Source organism: Kitasatospora sp. NPDC004614 (assembly GCF_042873675.1).
GTDB lineage: Bacteria > Actinomycetota > Actinomycetes > Streptomycetales > Streptomycetaceae > Kitasatospora.
Genome location: NZ_JBIALR010000026.1, coordinates 78664 through 99091 on the forward strand (window position 1 = coordinate 78664; position 20428 = coordinate 99091).

At 73.3% G+C, this 20428-nt stretch carries 23 protein-coding genes; 15 read left to right on the forward strand and 8 right to left on the reverse strand.

Going from position 1 to position 20428, the window contains the following annotated elements; translation table 11 throughout:
* Positions 1-99 precede the first annotated feature (99 nt).
* Entirely contained in the window at positions 100-453 is a 354-nt protein-coding gene (locus ACFYST_RS33685; protein WP_387649835.1) for an STAS domain-containing protein, read from the forward strand.
* 100 nt (positions 454-553) lie between these two features.
* On the forward strand, positions 554-1021 hold the full coding sequence (locus tag ACFYST_RS33690) for an ATP-binding protein (protein ID WP_387649833.1): 468 nt from the start codon (positions 554-556) through the stop codon (positions 1019-1021).
* Between the two features lie 173 nt (positions 1022-1194).
* Here the strand turns inward: ACFYST_RS33690 and ACFYST_RS33695 are convergent, their stop codons facing one another.
* The 3 genes from ACFYST_RS33695 to ACFYST_RS33705 form a co-directional block, all read right to left on the reverse strand.
* Entirely contained in the window at positions 1195-1488 is a 294-nt protein-coding gene (locus ACFYST_RS33695; protein WP_387649830.1) for a WhiB family transcriptional regulator, read from the reverse strand.
* Between the two features lie 126 nt (positions 1489-1614).
* Positions 1615-1806 carry a hypothetical protein gene (locus ACFYST_RS33700; protein ID WP_387649827.1) on the reverse strand — a complete coding sequence of 64 codons (192 nt, stop codon included), beginning with the start codon at positions 1804-1806 and terminating at the stop codon, positions 1615-1617.
* 425 nt (positions 1807-2231) lie between these two features.
* Positions 2232-3149, reverse strand: a complete 918-nt coding sequence (locus ACFYST_RS33705; protein WP_387867953.1) for an oxygenase MpaB family protein — start codon at positions 3147-3149, stop codon at positions 2232-2234.
* 167 nt (positions 3150-3316) lie between these two features.
* Here ACFYST_RS33705 and ACFYST_RS33710 point away from each other — a divergent pair, with 167 nt between their 5' ends.
* The 3 genes from ACFYST_RS33710 to ACFYST_RS33720 all read left to right on the forward strand — a co-directional run bounded on the left by ACFYST_RS33710 (position 3317) and on the right by ACFYST_RS33720 (position 7306).
* Positions 3317-4654, forward strand: a complete 1338-nt coding sequence (locus ACFYST_RS33710; RefSeq protein WP_387867955.1) for a hypothetical protein — start codon at positions 3317-3319, stop codon at positions 4652-4654.
* A gap of 61 nt (positions 4655-4715) precedes the next feature.
* Positions 4716-5933, forward strand: a complete 1218-nt coding sequence (locus ACFYST_RS33715; RefSeq protein WP_387867957.1) for an AAA family ATPase — start codon at positions 4716-4718, stop codon at positions 5931-5933.
* Positions 5930-7306, forward strand: coding sequence for a VWA-like domain-containing protein (locus ACFYST_RS33720; RefSeq protein ID WP_387867959.1), 1377 nt, complete (start codon positions 5930-5932; stop codon positions 7304-7306). Before ACFYST_RS33715 ends, ACFYST_RS33720 begins: the two co-directional genes overlap by 4 nt.
* Before the next feature lie 13 nt (positions 7307-7319).
* On the opposite strand, the gene ACFYST_RS33725 is transcribed toward ACFYST_RS33720, so the two are convergent.
* The 4 genes from ACFYST_RS33725 to ACFYST_RS33740 all read right to left on the reverse strand — a co-directional run bounded on the left by ACFYST_RS33725 (position 7320) and on the right by ACFYST_RS33740 (position 10218).
* On the reverse strand, positions 7320-8180 hold the full coding sequence (locus tag ACFYST_RS33725; RefSeq protein WP_387867961.1) for a biotin-dependent carboxyltransferase family protein: 861 nt from the start codon (positions 8178-8180) through the stop codon (positions 7320-7322).
* Positions 8177-8824, reverse strand: a complete 648-nt coding sequence (pxpB, locus tag ACFYST_RS33730) for a 5-oxoprolinase subunit PxpB (RefSeq protein ID WP_387867964.1) — start codon at positions 8822-8824, stop codon at positions 8177-8179. Before pxpB ends, ACFYST_RS33725 begins: the two co-directional genes overlap by 4 nt.
* Before the next feature lie 271 nt (positions 8825-9095).
* Positions 9096-9599 carry a DUF6114 domain-containing protein gene (locus ACFYST_RS33735; RefSeq protein ID WP_387649810.1) on the reverse strand — a complete coding sequence of 168 codons (504 nt, stop codon included), beginning with the start codon at positions 9597-9599 and terminating at the stop codon, positions 9096-9098.
* A complete protein-coding gene (locus tag ACFYST_RS33740) occupies positions 9589-10218 on the reverse strand; it encodes a DUF6230 family protein (protein WP_387649807.1) in 630 nt (209 codons plus the stop codon). The genes ACFYST_RS33735 and ACFYST_RS33740 overlap by 11 nt, the downstream gene beginning before the upstream one ends.
* Before the next feature lie 671 nt (positions 10219-10889).
* On the opposite strand from ACFYST_RS33740, the gene ACFYST_RS33745 reads away from it, so the two are divergent.
* The 6 genes from ACFYST_RS33745 to ACFYST_RS33770 all read left to right on the forward strand — a co-directional run bounded on the left by ACFYST_RS33745 (position 10890) and on the right by ACFYST_RS33770 (position 15693).
* Positions 10890-11864: a hypothetical protein gene (locus tag ACFYST_RS33745; protein WP_387649805.1), complete on the forward strand. Its 975-nt coding sequence runs from the start codon at positions 10890-10892 to the stop codon at positions 11862-11864.
* Positions 11865-12014: 150 nt separating this feature from the next.
* Positions 12015-12689 (forward strand): Tat pathway signal sequence domain protein, encoded by a 675-nt coding sequence (locus ACFYST_RS33750; RefSeq protein WP_387649802.1) that lies wholly within the window; start codon positions 12015-12017, stop codon positions 12687-12689.
* A 125-nt stretch (positions 12690-12814) separates the two neighbouring features.
* Positions 12815-13432, forward strand: coding sequence for a Tat pathway signal sequence domain protein (locus tag ACFYST_RS33755; protein ID WP_387867967.1), 618 nt, complete (start codon positions 12815-12817; stop codon positions 13430-13432).
* A 125-nt stretch (positions 13433-13557) separates the two neighbouring features.
* On the forward strand, positions 13558-14244 hold the full coding sequence (locus ACFYST_RS33760; protein ID WP_387867970.1) for a Tat pathway signal sequence domain protein: 687 nt from the start codon (positions 13558-13560) through the stop codon (positions 14242-14244).
* 103 nt (positions 14245-14347) lie between these two features.
* Positions 14348-14980 carry a Tat pathway signal sequence domain protein gene (locus tag ACFYST_RS33765; RefSeq protein ID WP_387867973.1) on the forward strand — a complete coding sequence of 211 codons (633 nt, stop codon included), beginning with the start codon at positions 14348-14350 and terminating at the stop codon, positions 14978-14980.
* 68 nt (positions 14981-15048) lie between these two features.
* Positions 15049-15693, forward strand: a complete 645-nt coding sequence (locus ACFYST_RS33770; protein ID WP_387867975.1) for a Tat pathway signal sequence domain protein — start codon at positions 15049-15051, stop codon at positions 15691-15693.
* 55 nt (positions 15694-15748) lie between these two features.
* Here the strand turns inward: ACFYST_RS33770 and ACFYST_RS33775 are convergent, their stop codons facing one another.
* The gene (locus ACFYST_RS33775; protein ID WP_387867978.1) at positions 15749-16336 is read right to left on the reverse strand and encodes a helix-turn-helix domain-containing protein; all 588 of its coding nucleotides are present in this window, start codon (positions 16334-16336) and stop codon (positions 15749-15751) included.
* Positions 16337-16433: 97 nt separating this feature from the next.
* On the opposite strand from ACFYST_RS33775, the gene ACFYST_RS33780 reads away from it, so the two are divergent.
* From ACFYST_RS33780 to ACFYST_RS33795, 4 genes are all read left to right on the forward strand, one after another.
* Entirely contained in the window at positions 16434-18137 is a 1704-nt protein-coding gene (locus ACFYST_RS33780; protein WP_387867981.1) for an FAD-dependent oxidoreductase, read from the forward strand.
* A gap of 244 nt (positions 18138-18381) precedes the next feature.
* Positions 18382-18855, forward strand: coding sequence for a hypothetical protein (locus ACFYST_RS33785; RefSeq protein WP_387649786.1), 474 nt, complete (start codon positions 18382-18384; stop codon positions 18853-18855).
* Positions 18856-18990: 135 nt separating this feature from the next.
* A complete protein-coding gene (locus tag ACFYST_RS33790; RefSeq protein WP_387867983.1) occupies positions 18991-19776 on the forward strand; it encodes an electron transfer flavoprotein subunit beta/FixA family protein in 786 nt (261 codons plus the stop codon).
* A gap of 38 nt (positions 19777-19814) precedes the next feature.
* Positions 19815-20428 (forward strand): electron transfer flavoprotein subunit alpha/FixB family protein (locus ACFYST_RS33795; protein ID WP_387867986.1); only part of this gene is annotated, 614 nt, incomplete at its 3' end.

A 20428-nucleotide genomic window follows, 5' to 3' on the forward strand; every position in this document is an offset into this window, starting at 1 on the left:
CCCACCGCACAGCGCACCCGGCCTCGACCGTCGCGCCCGCCGTGCGTATGGTCGAACCAGACCGGTCGAGGGAACAGGACGAGGATGCCAGCCGAGAACATGCCCGTGGCCCCCCTGGCGGTGGAGGTGCGGCACACGCCGTCGAACGCGGCGGTGTGCACGCTGTCGGGCGATCTGGACATCGAGACCCTGGAGCCCGCCCGGGAGGCGCTGGACCAACTGCTGGCCCAGCGCCTCCGGACGCTCGTGATCGACCTCGGGCGGGTCGACTTCTGCGACTCGTCCGGGCTGAACCTGCTGTTGCAGACCCGGATGACCGCGGCCGACACCGAACTGCCGTTCCGGCTCGCGGCGCTCTCCGGGCCGGTCCGGCACCTGCTCGAACTGACCGGCGCGAAAGCCGTGTTCACCATCCACGACACCGTGGACGCGGCCCTCGACGCCGACCGGTGAGACCCTCCGTCCGCGTACCGTCCGCCGCACCAGGCATAATCCGGCCCCGGCCGGGCAACCGACCCGTGAGCCTGCCGTCGAGACCGAAGGGAACCCGCCCGTGACGCCCAGTCGGGGAACCCTGGACGGCGACCGCCCGGACGCCGGCGCGGTCCTGCCCCCCGGCGGCCAGCGCCGCCGGCTGCGGCTGGCGGGCATCCCCCGGCCGGTGGCCCGGGCCCGCGCGTTCACCGCGGAGGCGCTCGCCGACTGGTCGTGGTCCACCCCGTCCGACGCCGACCTCGGCGAGGACGTCGTGCTGCTGGTCGCCGAACTCGTCGGCAACGCCATGCTGCACGCCGGCGGCCCGCTCGAACTCGTCCTGGACGCCACCCCGGCCCGCCTGCGGGTCGAGGTCTCCGACGCCTCGTCCGTCCTGCCCGCCCTGCGCACCCCCCACCGCCCCGGCCTCCCCGGCGGTCACGGCCTGTACATCGTGCAACGCACCGCCGACCGCTGGGGCGCCGACCTGCACGCCCGCGGCAAGTCCATCTGGGCGGAAATCGACGCCTCCCGGCTACGCGCGTAGGCCGCGCGCGCCGGCAACCGCGAAGGCGGCCCCCTGCGATCGGAGGCCGCCTCTCTCTGCGCCGCTCACCGGTCGCGACTGCCACACCGGCCGCGACTGCCACACCGGCCGCGATTGCGTCACCGGCCGCGATTGCGTCACCGGCCGCGATTGCGTCGCCGGCCGCGACTGCCTCACCGGCCGCGATTGCGTCGCCGCCGGCGCAGCATGTGCCGCCGCTCCTCCTCGCTGCGGCCGCCCCACACCCCGTAGCGTTCCCGGGTGGCGAGCGCGTGCCGCAGGCAGCGTTCGCGGACGGGGCAGCGGGCGCAGACCGCCTTCGCGGCCCGGTCGCGGTCGTCGTGGGCCTGGCCGCGCTCGCCGGGCGGGTGGAAGAACAGCCGGGAGTCGGCGGCCCCGCAGGCGCCCTGCAGCTGCCAGTCCCACTCGTCCTCGATGGCGGCGGGCAGACGAGAGATCACGGTCATCGGCTTCCTCCTGGCGATCAGACAGTCGGATCGACGGACGAACTGGTGTGCCCGTCCGTGTAACCGCGATCCGCCGCCCAAACCGCCCTCGGCGCCGGTTCCCGCCAGGCTTGGGGGCCGCTCCCGTCAGTCCTCCTCGGGCTCCGGCGGCGAGGACACCGGAACGGCGAACTCGGGGCCGTCCTCCGCCGTCTTCTCGCTCTCGTCCGGCGGCGGCGAGCCCTCGGCGGTCATCTCGGCCTCCGGAGTCTCGGTGGGCGGCCACTCGTCGGCCGGTGCGTCGTGCGTTCCGTGCGTTCCGTGCGTGTGATGCGACATCTCGCCTCCCGCAGCAGTCGTCGCCCCCTCGTCTCCATGGTGCGTCCCGATCCGCCGCCGCACCCGGCCATCGCGCTCCGCGTTCTTCTCGCAACGGACCGTCCCCGGCGCCCGGTTGGCACCATCGCGACGACAGGCGCACGGTGGACGGGGGGCCCGTTGTCCGCTGTCGCGAGAGGAGAGTGTGGCCATGTCGTCCAAGCGACGCCGCAAGAAGAAGGCCCGCGCCAGGCACAAGGCGAACCACGGCCGTCGGCCCCAGTACTGAGGCCCACCCGCGTTCCCCACAGTGCCCAGCACCGAACGCCGACGATCCCGAAACGGCCGCCAATTCCGGACCCAGCCCCGGACGGCGGCCGCTTCCACGCTCTGCGGGCGCTCAGCTCACCGCGCTTCCCCGCCCGCCCGACGTCGCCCGCCCGCCGTCACCCCGCCGTCCCGACGCGGGCCTCCGCCCGGGCGTGTGCGGCAGCCCTGATCGGGGACAGGCCGCAGGCCCACACCATCACCGCACCGAGCAGCCGGGCCAGTGGGCGGTCCCAGAGGCGGCGTACCGGCCAGGGGCGGCGGATGCCGAGTTCGTTGCGGGCCCAGCCGGGCAGCAGCCCGACGGCCGCGTTGGTGAGCACCCGCACCGCGAGCCGCTCGCGCCGGCTGCGCCCGAAGCCTCGCAGGAGCGCGACGGCATCCAACGCCTCGGGGCCGGCCCGTAGTTCGCCCCGCACCCGGGCCAGGTAGGCGGCGACCTCGGCGCGCGAGCCGGGTACCCCGTCCGCGCCGAGCAGTTCGCCGATCAGCGCCACCTCGGACAGGTACGCATCGCACCCGGCACCGGTCAACTTCCGTTGCCCGGCGAAGACTTGGTGCCCCAGCAGGAAGCAGGACACCTCCGCGGTGTGCACCCAGCAGAGCAGTTCGGGATCGTCGGCCCGGTACGGCCGGCCCGTCGCGTCGAAGCCGCGGACGTGGCGGTGGATGCGGCGCACGCCCGCGATCGCGGCCTCCGCGGCGGCGGAGGAGCCGAGCGTGGTGGTGGAGACGAACCGCGCGGTGCGGTGCAGCCGCCCGGTGGGGTCGGTGCGGTAGTCGGAGTGCTCGGCGACGGCGCGCATCGCCACGGGGTGCAGCGATTGGAGCATCAGCGCGGCGAATCCGCCGACCAGCATCCCGGCGGGGTGTCCGTGCACCCGCCACACCACGCTGGACGGACCGAACAGCCCGGGGTCGCCCAGCGGCCGGTCGTAGCGCTCCATATGAAGGTCGGCGCCGTGCACCGTCGCGTTGATCTCCCGCAGCAGCCTCCGCCGCAGCACCTGAACCGGCCGCCGCCACCCGCCTGTCACCGCCGTGCACCTCCCGGCCCCTGATCTTCCCTGGTTCTCCCTGCCGCCACCCTACGCCGCGCGGCCCCGCCACCGAACGGGGCTGACAGCACGCCCGGTGACCAGCTAAGATCACCGGCGATGACTACTCACGGATTGGAGGTCCCGTCCCTTCGAAGTGAGTGCTGATGCACGACACTTCGCTGATGGACGAGGACACTCGTACCTGCTTCTGGCCGCACGTACGGCAGTTCGCCGTTCCCCCGGCCATGATCGATACCGCCACCGCCCGCCGCGAGGCCGGCGACTGGGGCGGCGCCTGCGCTGCTGCCCGGTTCGACGTGGAACTCGACGTCCGGGCTGTCGCCCGCGCGTACGGTTCCGAGCTTGCCGGTCAACTGCGCTCCGACCTGCGCCACTTGGCTCCGGACCTGCTGCGCTGGCACCTGCCGCGGACGGCCCCTGACGGGCTGCTGCGGCCGGGGCTGCGTGCCACGCTCGCCCGCTACCCGCGGGACGGACCTGCCGCGTTCCACCTGGTGGCGCACACCGCGCCGCGCCACGCGGCATCGGACCAGCGGATCGGACTTTCGCTGTGGCGCGCGGATGCCCCGGCGGGCCGCCCGCAGCCACGTTTCCGCCTCGACCTGCACCGACACCTCTGGGACGCCCGCCGCGCCCCCGAACTCGCCGACCGGACAAGCGATCTGACGGACAGTCAGTTCGCCGACGCCGGATGGGAGTTCGAGGCACGGCTGCTGCGTACGGCGGACGGGCTCCCGCCCGACACGCCGGTCGCGGTGCGGCTGTCCGCCCGCCGGTTCCTGCTGCTCGACCCCACCGACGGGGCCGTCGGCGCGGAACTGCGTGCGGCGCGCGGCCTGCCGGTGCTCCCGTACGCCGCCACCTGGGCCCCGCCCGACGTGTGGCTGCTTCGCTCGGGGGCGCTGGACGCCGACCGGTTGCATCCGCTGGTCGCGGCGGCGCTCGTCCCGGGCCACCGCCCGGCGCGCGCGGCGCCGCCGTCCCCGGCGGATCCGCTGCTGGTGGACTGCCGGGGCGCCCGGCACCGGCTCGCGCTGGTGGACGGCCGGCTCACCGCACTGGACCATCCGCCGGAGCAACTGCGGCGCGAGGAACTGCTGTTGGCGTTCGGCGGCCCACCGCTGCCCTGCCTGCAGACCATCGACCGCGCGCACCGGCAGCCCGACGACCTGGACGCCATCATGCAGCGGCTGCTGCACGGCGACCGGTCCGGCGCGCTCACGGCCGTCCGTCAAGTGATCGGCGGGGAAGCACCGTTGCTCCCCGGACCGCTCGCCGACCGGCTCGCCGAGGACGACAGCCAACGGCAGACGGCCGCGCTGCACCGGGCCGGGCTCGACCCCGGCCGGCTTCGCCGTGCCCGCACAGCCGCACTCGCGCTGTCCGAACCGCTGCCGAACGGCCGCCCGCACCGTCCCCGCCCGCCACGCGGCCACCGGTGGTGCCTCCGCACCCATTGCGCCTTCGCACACCGGCACTGACCTTCGCCCGGCGCAACCCGAAGCGCCGGGATCCGACCCTTCCCTCCCCAGGTGATCACCCATGCCTTCCACTGCCCAACTCGCCGTCGCCGACAACCTGTTGACGCTTCTCGCCGAGTCCACCACCGAACCCCGCCAGGACCTCCAGATCGAGGCCCTGACCCTCGCCGTCGCCGCCGATCTCGCCGTCCTTCTCTGGGGCGAACCGGGCATCGGCAAGACCGCCGCGCTGAACCAGCTCGCCGCCGAACTCGACCTGCCGCTCACCACGGTGATCGCCAGCGTGCACGAGCCGTCCGACTTCTCCGGCCTGCCGGTGATCGGCGCGGACCCGGCCACCGACGGTGTGCCGCTCGCCCCGCCGGACTGGGCGGTGCGCCTGGTCCGGCAGGGCCGCGGGCTGCTGTTCCTCGACGAACTCTCCACCGCCCCACCGGCCGTGCAGGCGGCACTGCTCCGCCTGGTGCTGGAGCGCCGCATCGGGGCGCTGCAACTCCCGCCGGGCGTAAGGATCGTGGCGGCGGCCAACCCGCGCGCCTCGGCCGCCGACGGCTGGGAGCTGAGCGCACCGCTCGCCAACCGGTTCGTCCACCTCGACTGGATGCACGACCCGCAGGTGGTGGTGCGCGGCCTCGGCGGGGTGTGGCCGCGCGCCGAACTGCCCCGGCTGGACGCCGAACGGCTGCCCGCCGCCGTCGAGTTCGCCCGCCGCGCGGTGTGCGACCTGCTGACGGTGCGACCCGAACTGACCCACCGGCTGCCGTCCGCCGAGACCCGGCGCGGCAGGGCCTGGCCCTCGCCGCGCAGTTGGGAGATGACGGTGCGGCTGCTGGCGTTCGGTTCGGCCGCCGGCTCGTCCCGCGAGGTGCTGTCGATGCTGGTGCGCGGCACGGTCGGTGACGGGCCCGGCCTCGAACTGCTGGCCGTCGTCGACCGGATGGACCTGCCCGCCCCCGAGGACCTGCTCGCCGACCCGGACAACGCCGAACTGCCGGCCCGCGGCGACCTGCGGCAGACCGTGCTGGACGCGGTGGTCGCCGCCGTCCGCTCCCGGCCGACCCGGCAACGCTGGGACGCCGCCTGGGCGTTGATGGCGCGGGCGTTGCAGACCGGCACCGCGGACGTGCTGGTGGTACCCGTCACCACGCTCACCTCACTGCGCCAACCCGACTGGGAGGTACCGGCGTTGATCGAACGGTTCGCGGGCGCGCTGGAACTGTCCCGCCGGGCCGACCGGGCCGCCGCCCGGGTGACCGCCGCCGGCGCGGGCCGCCGATGAGCACGCACCGCCCGGCCGCGGGCCCATCGACACCGACCCCACCCGCGTCAACCGCGCCGAAGCCGCGCCCGCCGAAGCCCCGCCCCGCACCCGTCCCGCACCGGCCGTACAACCCGAAACAGTGCGCACCCCACCCGCGCGCACCCCGCCCGGCCGGGCCGCCGCTGGACCTGGAGAAGCTGTACGCGGCCCGCCTGCAGGCGGTCCGGGCCCGCCCGTACCTGGCCACCGCGCTGTTCGCGATGCAGGTGGTCGAATCGGCGCAGGTGCCGACCATGGCGGTGGACCGGTACTGGCGCTGCTACGTCTCCCCCGCGTTCGTGGCCGCCCGGTCGGAGGAGGACCTCGCCTCGATCTGGGTGCACGAGGTCTCCCACCTGCTGCGCGACCACGCCGCCCGCGGCGACCGGGCGATGCGCAAGTACCGGCTGTACGGGCCGGAGGGCCGGCTGCGGATCAACCTGGCGGCGGACTGCGAGATCAACGACGACGTGTTCGGCGACGGCCTGGTCCGCCCGCAGGACGCCGTCTACCCGGAGACCCTCCGCCTGCCGCCGGGCCTGCTGATGGAGGAGTACCTGACGAGGTTCACGCTCGGCCCGCAAACCGACCTCACCGGCTGGGTGGAGTGCGGAAGTTGCGCGGACGGCCTGGACCGCGGGTGGGAGCTCGGCCCGGACGGCAGCCAGGGGCTCCAGCCGCACGAGAGCGACCTGGTCCGGTTCCGGGTCGCCGAGGGCATCCTCGGGCGGCCGGGCGAGACCCCGGCGGGCTGGCGGCGCTGGGCCCGGGAGGCGTTCCATCCGCCGCAGCCGTGGCGGGAGTTGCTCGGCGCGGCGGTCCGCTCGGCGGTGGCCGGCGCGGGCGCGGGCTCCGACTACACGTACGGCCGCCCGGCGCGCCGCGCCACCGCCCTTCCGGGCGTGGTACTGCCCGCGCTGCGCCACCAACTGCCGCGGGTGGCCGTGGTGGTGGACACCTCCGGATCGGTCAGCGACCAGGAGCTGGGCACCGCGCTGCTGGAGATCGCCGCGATCGCCCGCACCCTCGGCGGGCGGCGCGAGCTACTGTCGGTGATCTCCTGCGACGCCGCCGCCGGGCAGGTCCAACGGATCGGCGGCGACAGCATGTTGACGCTGGTCGGCGGTGGCGGCACCGACCTGCGGGAGGGCTTCGCGGCCGCGCTGCGCCTGCGCCCCACCCCGGACGTGGTGGTGGCGCTGACGGACGGCCAGACGGCGTGGCCGTCCCGCCAGCCGGCCTGCCGGACGGTGGTCGGCCTGTTCCGCCGCCCCTCCCACATCAACGAGGACGATCCGAACTATCGGCCGGAGCGACCGCCGGAGTGGGCGCGGGTGGTGCAACTCGGCTGAGCACCACAGAAGTTCAGCTCAGCCGGAAGTGCAGGGTGTCGCCGGGGCGGGCCTGCGCGGCGGCGCCGAGGTCGGCCCGGCAGACCACCGCGATGACGGGGTAGCCGCCGGTGACGGGGTGGTCGGCCAGGAACAGGATCGGCCGCCCGGACGGCGGCACCTGCAGCGCCCCGCCGACCATGCCCTCGGAGGGGAGTTCGCCGGTGCGGGCGCGCTCCAGGGCGGGCCCGTCCAGCCGCATGCCGACCCGGTCGCTGTCGGGGGTGACGGTGTACGGCTCGGTGAGCAGGGTGCGCAGTGCGCCGGCGGTGAACCAGTCCTCGCGCGGGCCGGGCAGTACGTGCAGCACGGTGCGGTCGGCGGGGGCGGGTCGCGGGGCGTGGTCGGCGGTGGGCCAGCCGGTGGCGGCGTCACCGAGGGGCAGCAGTTGGCCGGCCGTCAGCCGGTCGGGGCCGATTCCGGCGAGTGTGTCGGTGGCGCACGAGCCGAGCACCGGGGGGACGTCCAGGCCGCCGCGGACGGCGAGGTAGACCCGCAGGCCGCGGGTGGGGGTGCCGAGGCGCAGCCGGGCGCCGGCGGGGACGCGCAGCGGGGTGCGGGCGGCGGCGGCGCGGCCGTCGATCCAGGCCGGGCAGTCGGCGCCGGTGAGCGCGCAGGTGGTGGCCCGGGGGAAGGCCAACTCGAGTCCGCCCATGGGCGCTTCGAGGCCGGCGGCATCCTCGGGGTTGCCGACCAGCCGGTTGGCCAGCCGCAGCGCGTCGCGGTCGGCGGCCCCGGCCCGGCCGACGCCGAGCGCGGCCAGCCCGGGGCGTCCGAGGTCCTGCACGGTGGCGCCGAACCCGGCGCGGACGACCAGCAGTTCGGCGCGCGTCATGATCCGCTCCCGGCGCTCTCCCGGGCGTCGACGACCTCGACGAAGCGGACGGCGGTGCCTGGGCGCAGTCGGGTGGGCGGGTCAGCGGCGGGGTCCCACAGGGTGAGTGCGGTGCTGCCGAGCAGGTGCCAGCCGCCGGGCGAGGGGCTGGGGTAGATGCCGGTGTACTCGTCAGCGACGGCGACGGATCCGGCGGGCACCCGGGTGCGGGGTTCGCTGCGGCGGGGCAGGCGCAGTTGCGGGTCGAGGCCGGTGAGGTAGGCGAAGCCGGGGGCGAAGCCGCAGAACGCGACGCGGTAGTGCGCGGCGGTGTGCCGTTCGATCACCTGGCGTTCGGTCAGCCCGGCGCGTGCGGCGACCTCCGCGAGGTCGGGTCCGTCGTAGCGGACGGGCACGCGGACGGCGTCGGGCTCGTCGGCGGTGCGGGCGGCGGCGGTGCGCGGCAGGGCGGCGAGGGCGGCACGCAGGCGGTGCGGGTCGGTGACGCGGGGGTCGTAGCGGACCAGCACGGTGCGGGCGGCGGGGACGAGTTCGGTGACGCCGGTGGGTGGTGCGGTGCGTAGTGCACCGTGCAGCTGCTGGACCTGGTCGGCGGTGTCGACCTCGACCAGGACGGCGTCGCTCCCGCATCGCAGTACTCGCACCGGACCGTCCTGTTCTGTTCGCCCGGCCACTGCTGGGCCGTCCTCGGCTCAAGCTACCAAGCGTGCGACGGGTGCGATGCGTACGCCGTACACCGGAGCGCTGTCCGCGCCGTCCGCGCCGTCCGCGCCGAACGGAGGCCACGGCAGGCGGAGGCGGCGGCAGCAGGCGGACGCGGGAATGCCGTCCGCGGCCCCCGACCGCTCGGTGTGCGGGGGCCGCGGACGGTACGCACGGCGCAGGCCACGCTCCCGCGCCGTGGGCCGCCCCGGCCTAGACCGGGGTCGCTTCGTGTTCGGCGAGGCGGCGCGCCTTGCGCTTGCTCAAGGGTTGGTCGGGGAGCCAGCCGAAGGCCAGGGTGCTGCCGACCAGGCCGAGCAGCAGGCCGATGAAGAACCCGCCGATGTTGGAGGTGATCCAGCTGCCGAGGGTGGCGAGGACCGCGACCAGGGAGTAGAAGAGCCGCTGCACGGGGTGGAAGATCAGCAGCAGTCCGCAGAGCACCATGAGGGTCGGGATGACGTAGCCGGCCAGGCCGAGCAGTCCGATGCGGATGACCATGTGCATCGGGGCTTTTTCGGTGAACAGGATCTCGGCGCCGGCCAGGGTGACCAGCAGTCCGCCCCAGAACGGGCGGCGGTCGCGCCAGCCCGCGAAGCCGGTGCGGGCGGGAGCGGCCGGCGGGGCGTCCACGGCGGGGTTTTCGGGACCGGTGGGCCGGGCGGCCGCGGTGTTCTCGGCCGCCCGGTCCGGTGCCGAGTCGAACTCAGCAGCCATCGGTGCTGAAGCTGAGGTGCATGTTGGGCAGCTTGAAGACTCCGGCGGTGGTGGCGTAGTTCCGCTGGCGGAAGTGGTCGACGGTCACCTCGTCGCCCTGCTGGCCGAACATTCCGGGCGGGCCCTGGACCGGGCCCTTGTCGAAGGTGCTGGCGTCACGGCCGACTTCGAGGCCCTTGAACTCGGCCTCGCCGCTCATCAGGTCGGAGTCGGTGGTGAGGTTCTCTGCGTGCACCGGGGTGCCCTTGTCGCCCGCCGTGATCAGCAGGTTGATGCCGCCCAGGTTGACGCTCTGGCAGAGCTTGGTCAGGTCGGCCGACTTGACGGCGGTCTGGATCAGGAACAGCTGGCCGCCGGTGTCGCCGGCGTTCGGGCTGTTCTCGATCATGTTGTCCAGTACGCCGAACTGCGCGACCCCGGTGCCGTGCAAACGGTCGGCGGTGACCTCGAACGCCATGCCGGAGATGGAGAACTGGTTGGCGAGGACGTTCTGCGCGGTCAGGGTCACCAGGACGCCGGCGGTCACGCAGGCGGGTATCGCCATCAGTGCGGCGCGGCGCAGCCGGACCCGGCCACGCCCCGAGGCGGTGGCGGCGGGTTGTTCTGCGGGGTGGGGCATGTGCAGCTCCAGAGGGTTCGAGTGGGGGATGTGCTACTCGCCGGCGGTGAGGTCCTGGCGTGGACGGATGCGTCAACGATCTTTTCCTGCAACGGAATTGACGATCTATCTCATACCCTGCGAGCTGTCTGGAAGTTACCCCGGGGTACATGGCGGGTCAATACTTCGCGCACCGTCCCCACACATCTGAACATCAGTCAACTTCTGTGACAGGTGAGGCCATTGGGTCGAGGGGGCACTCGAACTCCGCTCACCGACCTGCCAACTTCCGCACATCTCCTTGACGTTGCCGTCCGACCCCCCATAGAACTTGGCGATGTACCCGGCGGTAACCCCGCGCTGTGAAGGCGCGGCCCCGGGTGATTTTCCGCCCCGACTGTCGGCGCCCTCGCGACCCCGGGCGCCGCGCCCGGCACCAACGTTCCGCCCCGGTACCACGTTCCGCCCCGGTATCACGTTCCGCCCCGGCACCAGGTTCCGCCCCGGCGGTACCGACCGCCCCGGTACCACGGACCGCCCGCCGGCAGGTGCAGCCGTGCGCCGTCGGGCCGGCCGCTCGTGGCGTCGAGCGACCCGCCCACTCGCCGAACACCCGTATGTCGCATCGCCGTTGAAGCGTCCAGCACGGGCCCGCCACCCCCCGACCCCTTGCCGTGAGGAGTTCCCCCACCATGCGCCGTACCCAGCCGGACCACTCCGCCAGCAGCTCCGACCGCCCCGCCGCCCGCCGCGGCTCCCGGCGGCTGCTCGGCCGCCTCGCCGTCCCGGCCGCGCTGGCCAGTGCCGCGCTGCTGGCCGGCACCGTCCCGGCCTCCGCCGCCGCACCGGGCGGGCCGTACACCGGCATGGGCAACTGCCCGCTGACCGCGCCCGCCATGACGAACCCGGCGAACCTCCAGGTCGGCTGCATGGTGTCGGTCACCAATGGCGGCAAGTTCACCCTGGGCAGCACCGTGGTGCCGTTCAACTCCCCGATCAAGCTCCAGTTCGGCTTCTACTGGGACAAGTCCGGGCCCACGGTGACCTTCCCGGACGGCACCACCGCCAACCAGTACACCGTGGTGCCGCCCACCAACGGCCCGCTGATGAGCGCGCCGATGGTGGAGATCACCATCCCGGGCATCGCGAACTTCCTGCCGGGCATCACCAGCGTCTTCGCCCAGGTCGAACTGGCGGGCCCCGTAACCAAGTTCACCCCGATGGCGACCGGCGAGCCGTACCCCGTCTTCCAGCTGCCGATCAAGCTGCACCTGTTCAACGCGCTGTTCGGCCCGGACTGCTACGTCGGCTCCAACTCCGCGCCGCTGGTGCTGAAGCCCACCACCGGCACCACCGCCCCGCCCGCGCCGACCGCCCCCATGACCGGCGACCCGGGCACCGTCGACCTCAACATGGACCCGAACGGCCACAACGCGCTGGTGATCTCCGAGAACAACGCGAACCTGGTCGACAACACCTTCTCGGTACCCGGCGCCAACGGCTGCGGCCTGCTCGGTTCGCTCAACCAGATCATCAACTGGACCATGAACCTGCCCGCCACGCCCGGCAAGAACTCGGTGAGCTTCCAGCAGACCAACGCCAACTTCGCGCTGGACGAGAGCCTCTCCGACCTGACCGCCGCGATGAACGCCAGCGCCGCCCACTGACCCGTTCATGAAGCGGCCGCCGGCCGCTCCCCCACCGACTCGTGCCCGCCCCCGCGGGCGGGCACGCGCTCCGCACCCCCGGAGCAGCGCCCCGGCCACCCGGCCGCGGCCACCCCTCACCGGACGCCCCACCCACCGGAAGGAACCCTCATGCGCAACCGTCTCGTCGCCGGCGCCGGCGCCCTGATCGCCGCCACCGCCCTGGTCGCCCTCCAGACCGGCACCGCCAACGCCACCGTGGCCGGGCCCCTCCTCTACACCAGCAGCGGCGTCGCCGTGAACGCCGGCGACGCGCTCTCCGCCGACCTGGTCACCGGCACCGCGGCAACCATGTTCAATCCCGGCACCACCACCGGCGTCACCTGCACCGCCTCCCACATCGGCGGCACCGTCGGCACCAACCCCCTCGTCTCCCCGACCACCAGCGGCACCGCGTCCGGCCCGGTCAACACACTGACGTTCAGCGGCTGCACCTCCAACGTGCCCGGCGTCACCGGCGTGATCAGCCTGACCATGAACAACCTGCCGTACACGCTCGCCATCTCCGACACGGCCGGCTACCCGGTGGCTCTCACCCCCTCCGCAGGCGTGATCCAGGCCACCGCCGTCCTCAAGACGCTTGCCGGAACCGCCACTTGCGTCCTGCACGCGAGCGTCCTGAACGGCAACGCCACCAACGTCCCGCCGCAGATCAACCTGGTCAAGCAGCTCCTCACCAAGACCTCCGGCCCGAGCATCTGCTTCCCCAGCATCGAGTTCACGGCCTCCTACGGCCCCGTCACCGACACCGCTCCGGGCAACGGCCAGGTCGTCCTCGTCAACTGACGCTCCGCACCCGGCACTTCGGCGCCGCGCCCTCCCCGGGGCGCGGCGCTCCGCCATAGCGGGACGTCAACTCTCCCTGCCCGTGGTGCGCGCCTGCACCCGCTCCCCCACCGGAAGGAACCCTCGTGCGCAACCGCCTCTTCGCCGGAACCGCCGCCCTGGCCGCCACCACCGCCCTGATCGCCCTCCCGGCCGGAACCGCCGACGCCATGACCCGAACCCCGGCTCTCCACACGATCAACATCGGCGGCCCGCTGTCCACGGACCTCGCCTACGGCACCGTGGCCACGATGTACAACCCGGGCACCACCACCGGCGTCAAGTGCACCGCCTCCCACATCGACGGCACACTCGCCGCCAACCCGAACACACCCACCCTGTCCGGCCCGGTCAACGTGCTGACGTTCAGCGGCTGCACCTCCAACGTGCCCGGCGTCACCTCCGTGACCAGCCTGACCTTGAACAACCTGCCCTACACGCTCAGCATCTCCGACACGGCCGGCTACCCGGTGGCTCTCACCCCCTCCGCAGGCAGCGTGATCCAGGCCACCGCCGTCCTCAAGACGCTTGCCGGAACCGCCACTTGCGTCCTGCACGCGAGCGTCCTGAACGGCAACGTCACCAACGGCCAGACGCAGATCGACCTGGTCAAGCAGCCCCTCACCAAGACCTCCGGCCCGAGCATCTGCTTCCCGAACATCGAGTTCACCGCCTCCTACGGCCCGGTCAGCCTATTCAACTGACGGTCCGCACCCGGCACTTCGGCGCCGCGCCCTCCCCGGGGCGCGGCGCTCCGCCATAGCGGGACGTCAGCTCTCCCTGCCCGTGGTCCGCGCCCGCACCCGCTCCCCCACCGGAAGGAACCCTCGTGCGCAACCGCCTCTTCGCCGGAACCGCCGCCCTGGCCGCCGCCACCGCCCTGATCGCCCTCCCGGCCGGAACCGCCAATGCCGACGCCTACGCCAGCGACGGCGCCGTTCTCTACACCGCCAACAACGTGCCCGTCAGCCCCGGCGACCCGATGTCGATCGACCTGACCAACGGCACCGTGGCGACGATGAACAACCCGGGCACCACCACCGGCGTCAAGTGCACCGCCTCCCACCTCTCCGGCTACGTCACCTCCAACCCCGCCGCCACCGGCTCCGCCACCGCGTCCAGCCAAATCAACGCGCTGACCTTCAGCGGCTGCACCTCCAACGTGGTCGGCGTCACCGGCGTGAACAGCCTGACCATGGACTACCTGCCCTACACGCTGAGCGTCACCGACTCGCCCGGCTACCCCGTCACGCTCGCCCCGGTGTCAGGCACCCAGCCCAAGGTCACCGCGATCCTCAAGACGGTGACCGGCACCGCCACCTGCATCTACCTCTCCACCGGGTCGGCCCTGTACGCCAACGCCACCAACGTCCCGCCGCGGATCAACCTGTTCCTCCAGCGCTACCTCAAGATCGCCGGGCCGAGCATCTGCTCCGCGAACATCGACTTCACCGCCTCCTACGGCCCGGTCACGGACACCGCCCCGGGCAACGGCGGCATCGTCCTCGTCCAGTAACACCCCGCACCAGCCACCCCGGCGCCGCGCCCTCCCCGGGGCGCGGCACCCCGCCACACCCTGGCCGGCACACGCCCCCGCTCCCCCTGCGGAAGGAACCCTCGTGCGCAACCGCCTCTTCGCCGCCGCCCTGGCCGCCACCACCGCCCTGATCGCCCTGATCGCCCTCCCGGCCGGCACCGCCAGCGCCGCGCCCAAGACCCCGGCCCTGCCCGCCGTCGGCAACCCGCTGTCCGCGGACCTCGTCCCCGGCACCGTGGTGACGATGTACTCCCCGGGCACCACCTCGGGCTTCAAGTGCACCGCCTCTCACCTCGGCGGCACGCTCGCCGCCGACCCGAACGCCCCGGGCACCTTGTCCGGCCCGGTCGACACGCTCACCTTCGGCGGCTGCACCACCAACATTCCCGGCTTCGTCTCCGTGACCAGCCTGACCATGGACAACCTGCCGTACACGCTCGCCGTCTCCGACGCGCCCAGCAACCCGCTCGTTCTCCTCCCGACCTCGGCGGGCTACCTCCAGGCCACCCTCGTCACCAGGACGCTGGCCGGAAACCTCACGTGCGTCTTCCGCGCGAACGTCCTGAACGGTAACGCCGCCAACAACCTGACGCAGCTCAACCTGAGCGCCCAGAACCTCACCAAGGCGGCCGGCCCGAGCCTCTGCTTCTCGTCCATCGACTTCTCCGCTTCCTACGGCCCGGTCACGCAAGGCGCCGCCGGTCTCGTCAACTGACGTACCCGACCCGGAAGTTCGGCACAGCGCCCGCACATGCACCTTCTCCCCCAACGGAAGGAACCCTCGTGCGCAACCGCCTCTTCGCCGCCGCCCTCGCCGCCACCACCGCCCTGATCGCCCTCCCGGCCGGCAGCGCCGACGCCGCGCCCAAGACCGCGGCCCGCCACACCAACAGCCCCGCCGTCACCGCCGGCACCCCCCTGTCCGCAGACCTGGTCTCCGGCAGCGTGGCGACGCTGTACTGGCCGGGCACCACCACCGGCTTCCGATGCACCGTCTCCCACCTCAGCAGCACGGTCGCCGCCGACCCGAACGCCCCGGGCGTCCTCTCCGGCCCGGTCAACGTACTGACGTTCAGCGGCTGCACCTCCAACGTGGTCGGCGTCACCGGCGTGAACAGCCTGACCATGGACTACCTGCCGTACACACTCGCCTTCTACAACGCGCCCGGCAACCCGGTCGCTCTCTACCCGAACTCGGCGGGCATCATCCAGACCACCATCGTCTTCAAGACGTTGGCCGGAACCGCCACTTGCGTCCTCCGTGCGAACAGCCTGAACGGCAACCACACCGGCAACCCGTCGCGGATCGACCTGGTCCAACAGCCCTTCACCAAGTACTCCGGCCCGAGCATCTGCTCCAGTAGCCTCGAGCTCACGGCCGCCTACGGCCCGATCGTGTACGGCGTCGCCACCGCGCTCGTCAACTGACGCTCCACACCCGGCACTTCGGCACCTCCAGCAAGCACTCCGCCCTGACGGCCCGTCAACTCTCCTTGCCCGTGGTCCGCGCCCGCACATGCACCCGCTCCCCCTGCGGTCCGAACAGGCTCAGGAACTCCACCGGCGTCGAGCCCGCGTTGGTGAATACGTGCGGCGTGCGGGTGTCGAACTCGGCCGCCTCGCCCGCCTTCAGCACCACGTCGTGCTCGCCGAGCCGCAGCCGCAGCTGACCGGACAGCACGTACAGCCACTCGTGGCCCTCGTGGGTGCGCTGCTCGGCGTCCTCCCGGGTCCCCGGCGGGACGATCGCCTTGTACGCCTGCATCCCGCCGAGGTTGCGGGCCAGCGGCAGGTACGTCCAGCCGTGCCGGACGAACGGACGCAGCCGCACCCGCGGGTCGCCCGTCGGCGGGGCGTCCACCAGCTCGTCCAGCGCCACGCCGTGCGCCCGGGCCAGCGGCAGCAGCAGCTCCAGGGTGGGCCGGCGGCCGCCCGACTCCAGCCGGGAGAGCGTGCTCACCGAGATGCCGGTCTCCTCGCTGAGCTGCGCGAGCGTGGTGCCGCGCTGCTGCCGGATCGCCCGCAGCCGCGGCCCGACCGCGGTCAGCACCGCCTCGAAGTCCTCACTCAACTCGGCACTCCTCCCGTTCGATATCCACTCACCCTCTCCATTTGCCACCTCAGCAACATTGTTTGTCAATCCGGCCACGTCGGCTCACCATCGAGCCATGACCGTCACGCACCGCGATTCGCACCCGCACCCCGCCCGCCACCACGACGTCCTGGTCGTCGGCGGCGGCGCCGCCGGACTGAGCGGCGCCCTCGTCCTGGCCCGGGCCCGCCGCTCCGTCCTGGTCGTCGACGCCGGCCGGCCGCGCAACGCGCCCGCCGAGGGCACTCACGGCCTGCTCGGCCAGGAGGGCGTGCCGCCCACCGAGCTGCTCGCCCGCGGCCGGTCCGAAGTCGCCTCGTACGGCGGCGAGTTCCACGACGCCGAGGTGCGCGGCATCACCCGGCAGCCGGACGGCGCCTTCCGCGCCGAGCTCTCCGACGGCAGCGCCGTGCACGCCCGCCGGGTGCTGCTGGCCACCGGCACCACCGACGTCCTGCCCGAGCTGCCCGGCCTGGCCGAGCGCTGGGGCCGGCAGGTGCTGCACTGCCCGTACTGCCACGGCTGGGAGGTCCGCGACCGCCGGATCGCGGTGCTCGCCACCGACCCCGCCGTCGCCGTCCATCAGGCGCTGCTGTGGCGCCAGTGGAGCTCCGACGTCACGCTGCTCGCCCACAATGCCGGCCCGTTCACCGAGCAGCAGCGGCGCGAACTCGCCGCCCGCGGCATCACCGTGCACACCGGCGAGGCCGTCGCCGTCCTCCCCGAGAACGAGGGCGACGCGCTCACCGGCGTCCGGCTCGCCGACGGCACCGTGATCGACTGCGACGCGCTCGGCGTCGCCACCGGCCTGACCGTGCAGGCGCCGTTCCTCGCCGGTCTCGGGCTCACCCCGACCGCGCTGGTCCGCGACGGCGTCAAGCTGGGCGAACGCCTCGCCACCACCGACCCGTCCGGCGCCACCGAGGCCCCCGGCGTGTGGGCGGCCGGCAACCTCACCGACCCGATGGCCCAGGTCGCCGTCGCCGCCGCCGACGGCCTGCGGGCCGCCATCGCCATCAACGCCGACCTGATCGCCGAGGAGACCCGACTCGCCGTCGAGGCCGTCGAGTTCTGGGAGGCCCGCTACGGCGAGAGCGAGCAGATCTGGAGCGGCCGGCCCAACGCCTCGCTCACCCACGAGGTCACCGGCCTCGCCCCCGGCCACGCCCTCGACCTCGGCTGCGGCGAGGGCGGCGACGCGATCTGGCTGGCCCAGCAGGGCTGGCAGGTCACCGCCGTCGACATCTCCCAGGTCGCCCTGGACCGGGCCGCCGCCCGCGCCGCGGCCGCAGGCGTCGCCGACCGGATCAGCTGGCAGCGCACCGACCTGGCAAACGCTTTCCCGTCCGGTTCCTACGACCTGGTCTCGGCCCAATTCCTGCACTCCCCAGCCGAGTTCCCGCGCGAGCGGGTGCTGCGCCACGCCGCCGACGCGGTCGCCCCCGGCGGCACCCTGCTGATCGTCAGCCACGCCGTCGCCCCCGCCCGGCACCAGAACCACGCCCCCGACGAGGCGCACCCGCAGGACGGCGCGCACACCCACGACCACGCGCACGACCACGACCACGACCACAACGACGACGAGCACAACCACAAGCACGCCGGGATGACCTTCCCCACCCCCGCCGAGGTGCTCGACTCCCTGCACCTGGCCCCGGGCGCCTGGACGGTGGAACGCGCCGAGGAGCACCTCCGGCGCGACCACCCCGAGCACCCCGTCACCGACCCCGACGCCCGCCCGCACCGCGACTCCACGGTCCGCCTGCGCCGCGCGGCCTGACCCGCCCCGCTCTCCCCTCACTACGGCCGCCCGCGCACGCACGCGGGCGGCCCCTTCTCGTCCACCCACCCGTTCTCGTCCACCCACCCGACCCGCCGAGCCACCCACCCGACCAGCCACCCGCCCGACCAACCACTCACCCGACGCCCCCCGACCAGCCACTCACCCGCCGAGCCACCCACCCGACCAGCCACTCACCCGCCGAGCCACCCGCCCGACCGGCCGTCCGCCCTATGATCACGGCGTGCCCGCAATCCGCCCCGCGTCCCGTCCCAGGTTCCGCCCCGGCTTCCGCAAGGCCCTGGCCAACCACGAGGGCGCGGTGCTGCGTTGTCTGTCGATCGCGTTCCGCGTCGCCGCCGTGCTGCTCCTGCCGTGGATCGTCGACCTGGCCCTGAACGTCCGCGGCCACTTCGGTGCTCGCAACCTCTCCAACTCCTGGGTCTGGCTGGACCTGATCGAATCCGCCGCGCTGCTCTCGCTGGCCTCCCTGGTCCACCGCCGCCACCGCGCCACCAGCCCGATCGCTTCGGCCACCGCCGTCCTGCTGGCCATGGACGCGTTCTTCGACCTCTGGTCCGCCCACCGCGGCGACGCCTTCCGCACCGCCGAGATATTCGCCTACGTCGCCGAACTCCCCAGCGCCGCCCTGCTCGCCCTCCTCTCCTGGTACTCCCTGCCCTGGGCCGCCGCGCTCCGCCCTACCCCGATCACCTGACACTCAGTTCCCTCCGCCAGGACACCGAGTCCCCTATCACTCCACTTGACCCCGCCGAAGAGTGGATCTGTGGCACGGAGTGTGGTCTAGTGGGGGTACTGAGTTCCCTCCGCGCCGTGAAAGGACAAGGTGGCCGTGAGCTTGAGGATCGTTGTCTGTGTGAAGTACGTGCCCGACGCGACCGGTGATCGTCGCTTCGCGGACGATGCGACCACCGATCGGGAGGGCGTGGACGGCCTCCTGTCGGAGCTGGACGAGTACGGCGTCGAGCAGGCGCTGCGGATCGCGGAGGCGAACGACGGCGCCGAGGTGACGGTGCTGACGGTGGGCCCGGACGACGCGAAGGACGCGCTGCGCAAGGCGCTGTCGATGGGCGCGGACAAGGCCGTGCACGTCAACGACGACGACATCCACGGCACGGATGTGATGGGCACCTCGGCGATCCTGGCCGCGGCGCTGGAGAAGACCGGGTACGACCTGGTGGTGTGCGGTATGGCGTCGACCGACGGCACGATGGGCGTGCTGCCCGCGCTGCTCGCGGAGCGCCTGGGTGTCGCGCAGGCCACCCTGCTGTCGGAGGTCTCGGTCTCGGGTGGCACGGTGACCGGTCGCCGGGACGGCGACGCGGCGACGGAGACGGTGCAGGCGGCGCTGCCGGCGGTGGTGTCGGTGACCGACCAGTCCGGCGAGGCCCGCTACCCGTCGTTCAAGGGCATCATGGCCGCGAAGAAGAAGCCGGTGACCTCCTTCGACCTGGACGACCTGGGCATCGACGCCGCCGCGGTGGGTCTCGCAGGCGCGTGGACGAAGGTCGCGGACATCACCGCCCGCCCCGCGCGGAGCAAGGGCGTCATCGTGACCGACGAGGGCGACGGCGGCAAGCAGCTCGCCACCTACCTCGCCAAGCAGAAGTTCATCTGACGGGCCGCCAGGAACCATCGAAGGATACGGAGTTAGTCATGAGTGAGATCCTGGTCCTGGTCGACCACGCCGACGGCGCGGTGCGCAAGCCCGCCCTGGAACTGCTGACCCTGGCCCGCCGCCTGGGCACCCCCTCCGCCGTGGTCCTCGGCGCCGGCGACAGCGCCGCGGGCATCGCCGCCAAGGCCGCCGAGTACGGCGCCGCGAAGGTCTACACCGCCGACGCCGACGAGTTCACCACCCTCCTCGTCGTCCCCAAGGTCGACGCCCTCACCCAGATCGCCAAGACCACCAATGCCGCCGCCGTGCTGGTCACCTCCAGCGGCGAGGGCAAGGAGATCGCCGCCCGCACCGCGCTGCGGCTGGGTTCGGGTCTGATCACCGACGCGGTCGACCTGGAGGCCGGCGAGAGCGGTCCGGTGGCGACGCAGTCGGTGTTCGCGGCGTCGTTCCAGGTGAAGTCGGCCGTCACCACCGGCGTGCCGGTGATCACGGTGAAGCCGAACAGCGCCGCTCCGGAGGCCGCGCCGGCCGCCGGCGCCGTCGAGGCCGTCACGGTCGAGTTCGGCGGCAACGCCGCGACCGTCACCTCCCGCACCCCGCGGGTCTCCACCGGCCGCCCCGAGCTGACCGAGGCCGCGATCGTCGTCTC

Excerpts from the sequence above, each read along its gene's own strand:
- ACFYST_RS33685 (WP_387649835.1), top strand. The coding sequence starts at position 100 with ATGCCCGTGGCCCCCCTGGCGGTGGAGGTGCGGCACACGCCGTCGAAC.
- ACFYST_RS33695 (WP_387649830.1), bottom strand. The coding sequence starts at position 1,488 with ATGACCGTGATCTCTCGTCTGCCCGCCGCCATCGAGGACGAGTGGGAC.
- ACFYST_RS33700 (WP_387649827.1), bottom strand. The coding sequence starts at position 1,806 with ATGTCGCATCACACGCACGGAACGCACGGAACGCACGACGCACCGGCC.
- ACFYST_RS33710 (WP_387867955.1), top strand. The coding sequence starts at position 3,317 with ATGCACGACACTTCGCTGATGGACGAGGACACTCGTACCTGCTTCTGG.
- ACFYST_RS33715 (WP_387867957.1), top strand. The coding sequence starts at position 4,716 with ATGCCTTCCACTGCCCAACTCGCCGTCGCCGACAACCTGTTGACGCTT.
- ACFYST_RS33720 (WP_387867959.1), top strand. The coding sequence starts at position 5,930 with ATGAGCACGCACCGCCCGGCCGCGGGCCCATCGACACCGACCCCACCC.
- ACFYST_RS33725 (WP_387867961.1), bottom strand. The coding sequence starts at position 8,180 with ATGACGCGCGCCGAACTGCTGGTCGTCCGCGCCGGGTTCGGCGCCACC.
- ACFYST_RS33735 (WP_387649810.1), bottom strand. The coding sequence starts at position 9,599 with ATGGCTGCTGAGTTCGACTCGGCACCGGACCGGGCGGCCGAGAACACC.
- ACFYST_RS33740 (WP_387649807.1), bottom strand. The coding sequence starts at position 10,218 with ATGCCCCACCCCGCAGAACAACCCGCCGCCACCGCCTCGGGGCGTGGC.
- ACFYST_RS33745 (WP_387649805.1), top strand. The coding sequence starts at position 10,890 with ATGCGCCGTACCCAGCCGGACCACTCCGCCAGCAGCTCCGACCGCCCC.
- ACFYST_RS33750 (WP_387649802.1), top strand. The coding sequence starts at position 12,015 with ATGCGCAACCGTCTCGTCGCCGGCGCCGGCGCCCTGATCGCCGCCACC.
- ACFYST_RS33780 (WP_387867981.1), top strand. The coding sequence starts at position 16,434 with ATGACCGTCACGCACCGCGATTCGCACCCGCACCCCGCCCGCCACCAC.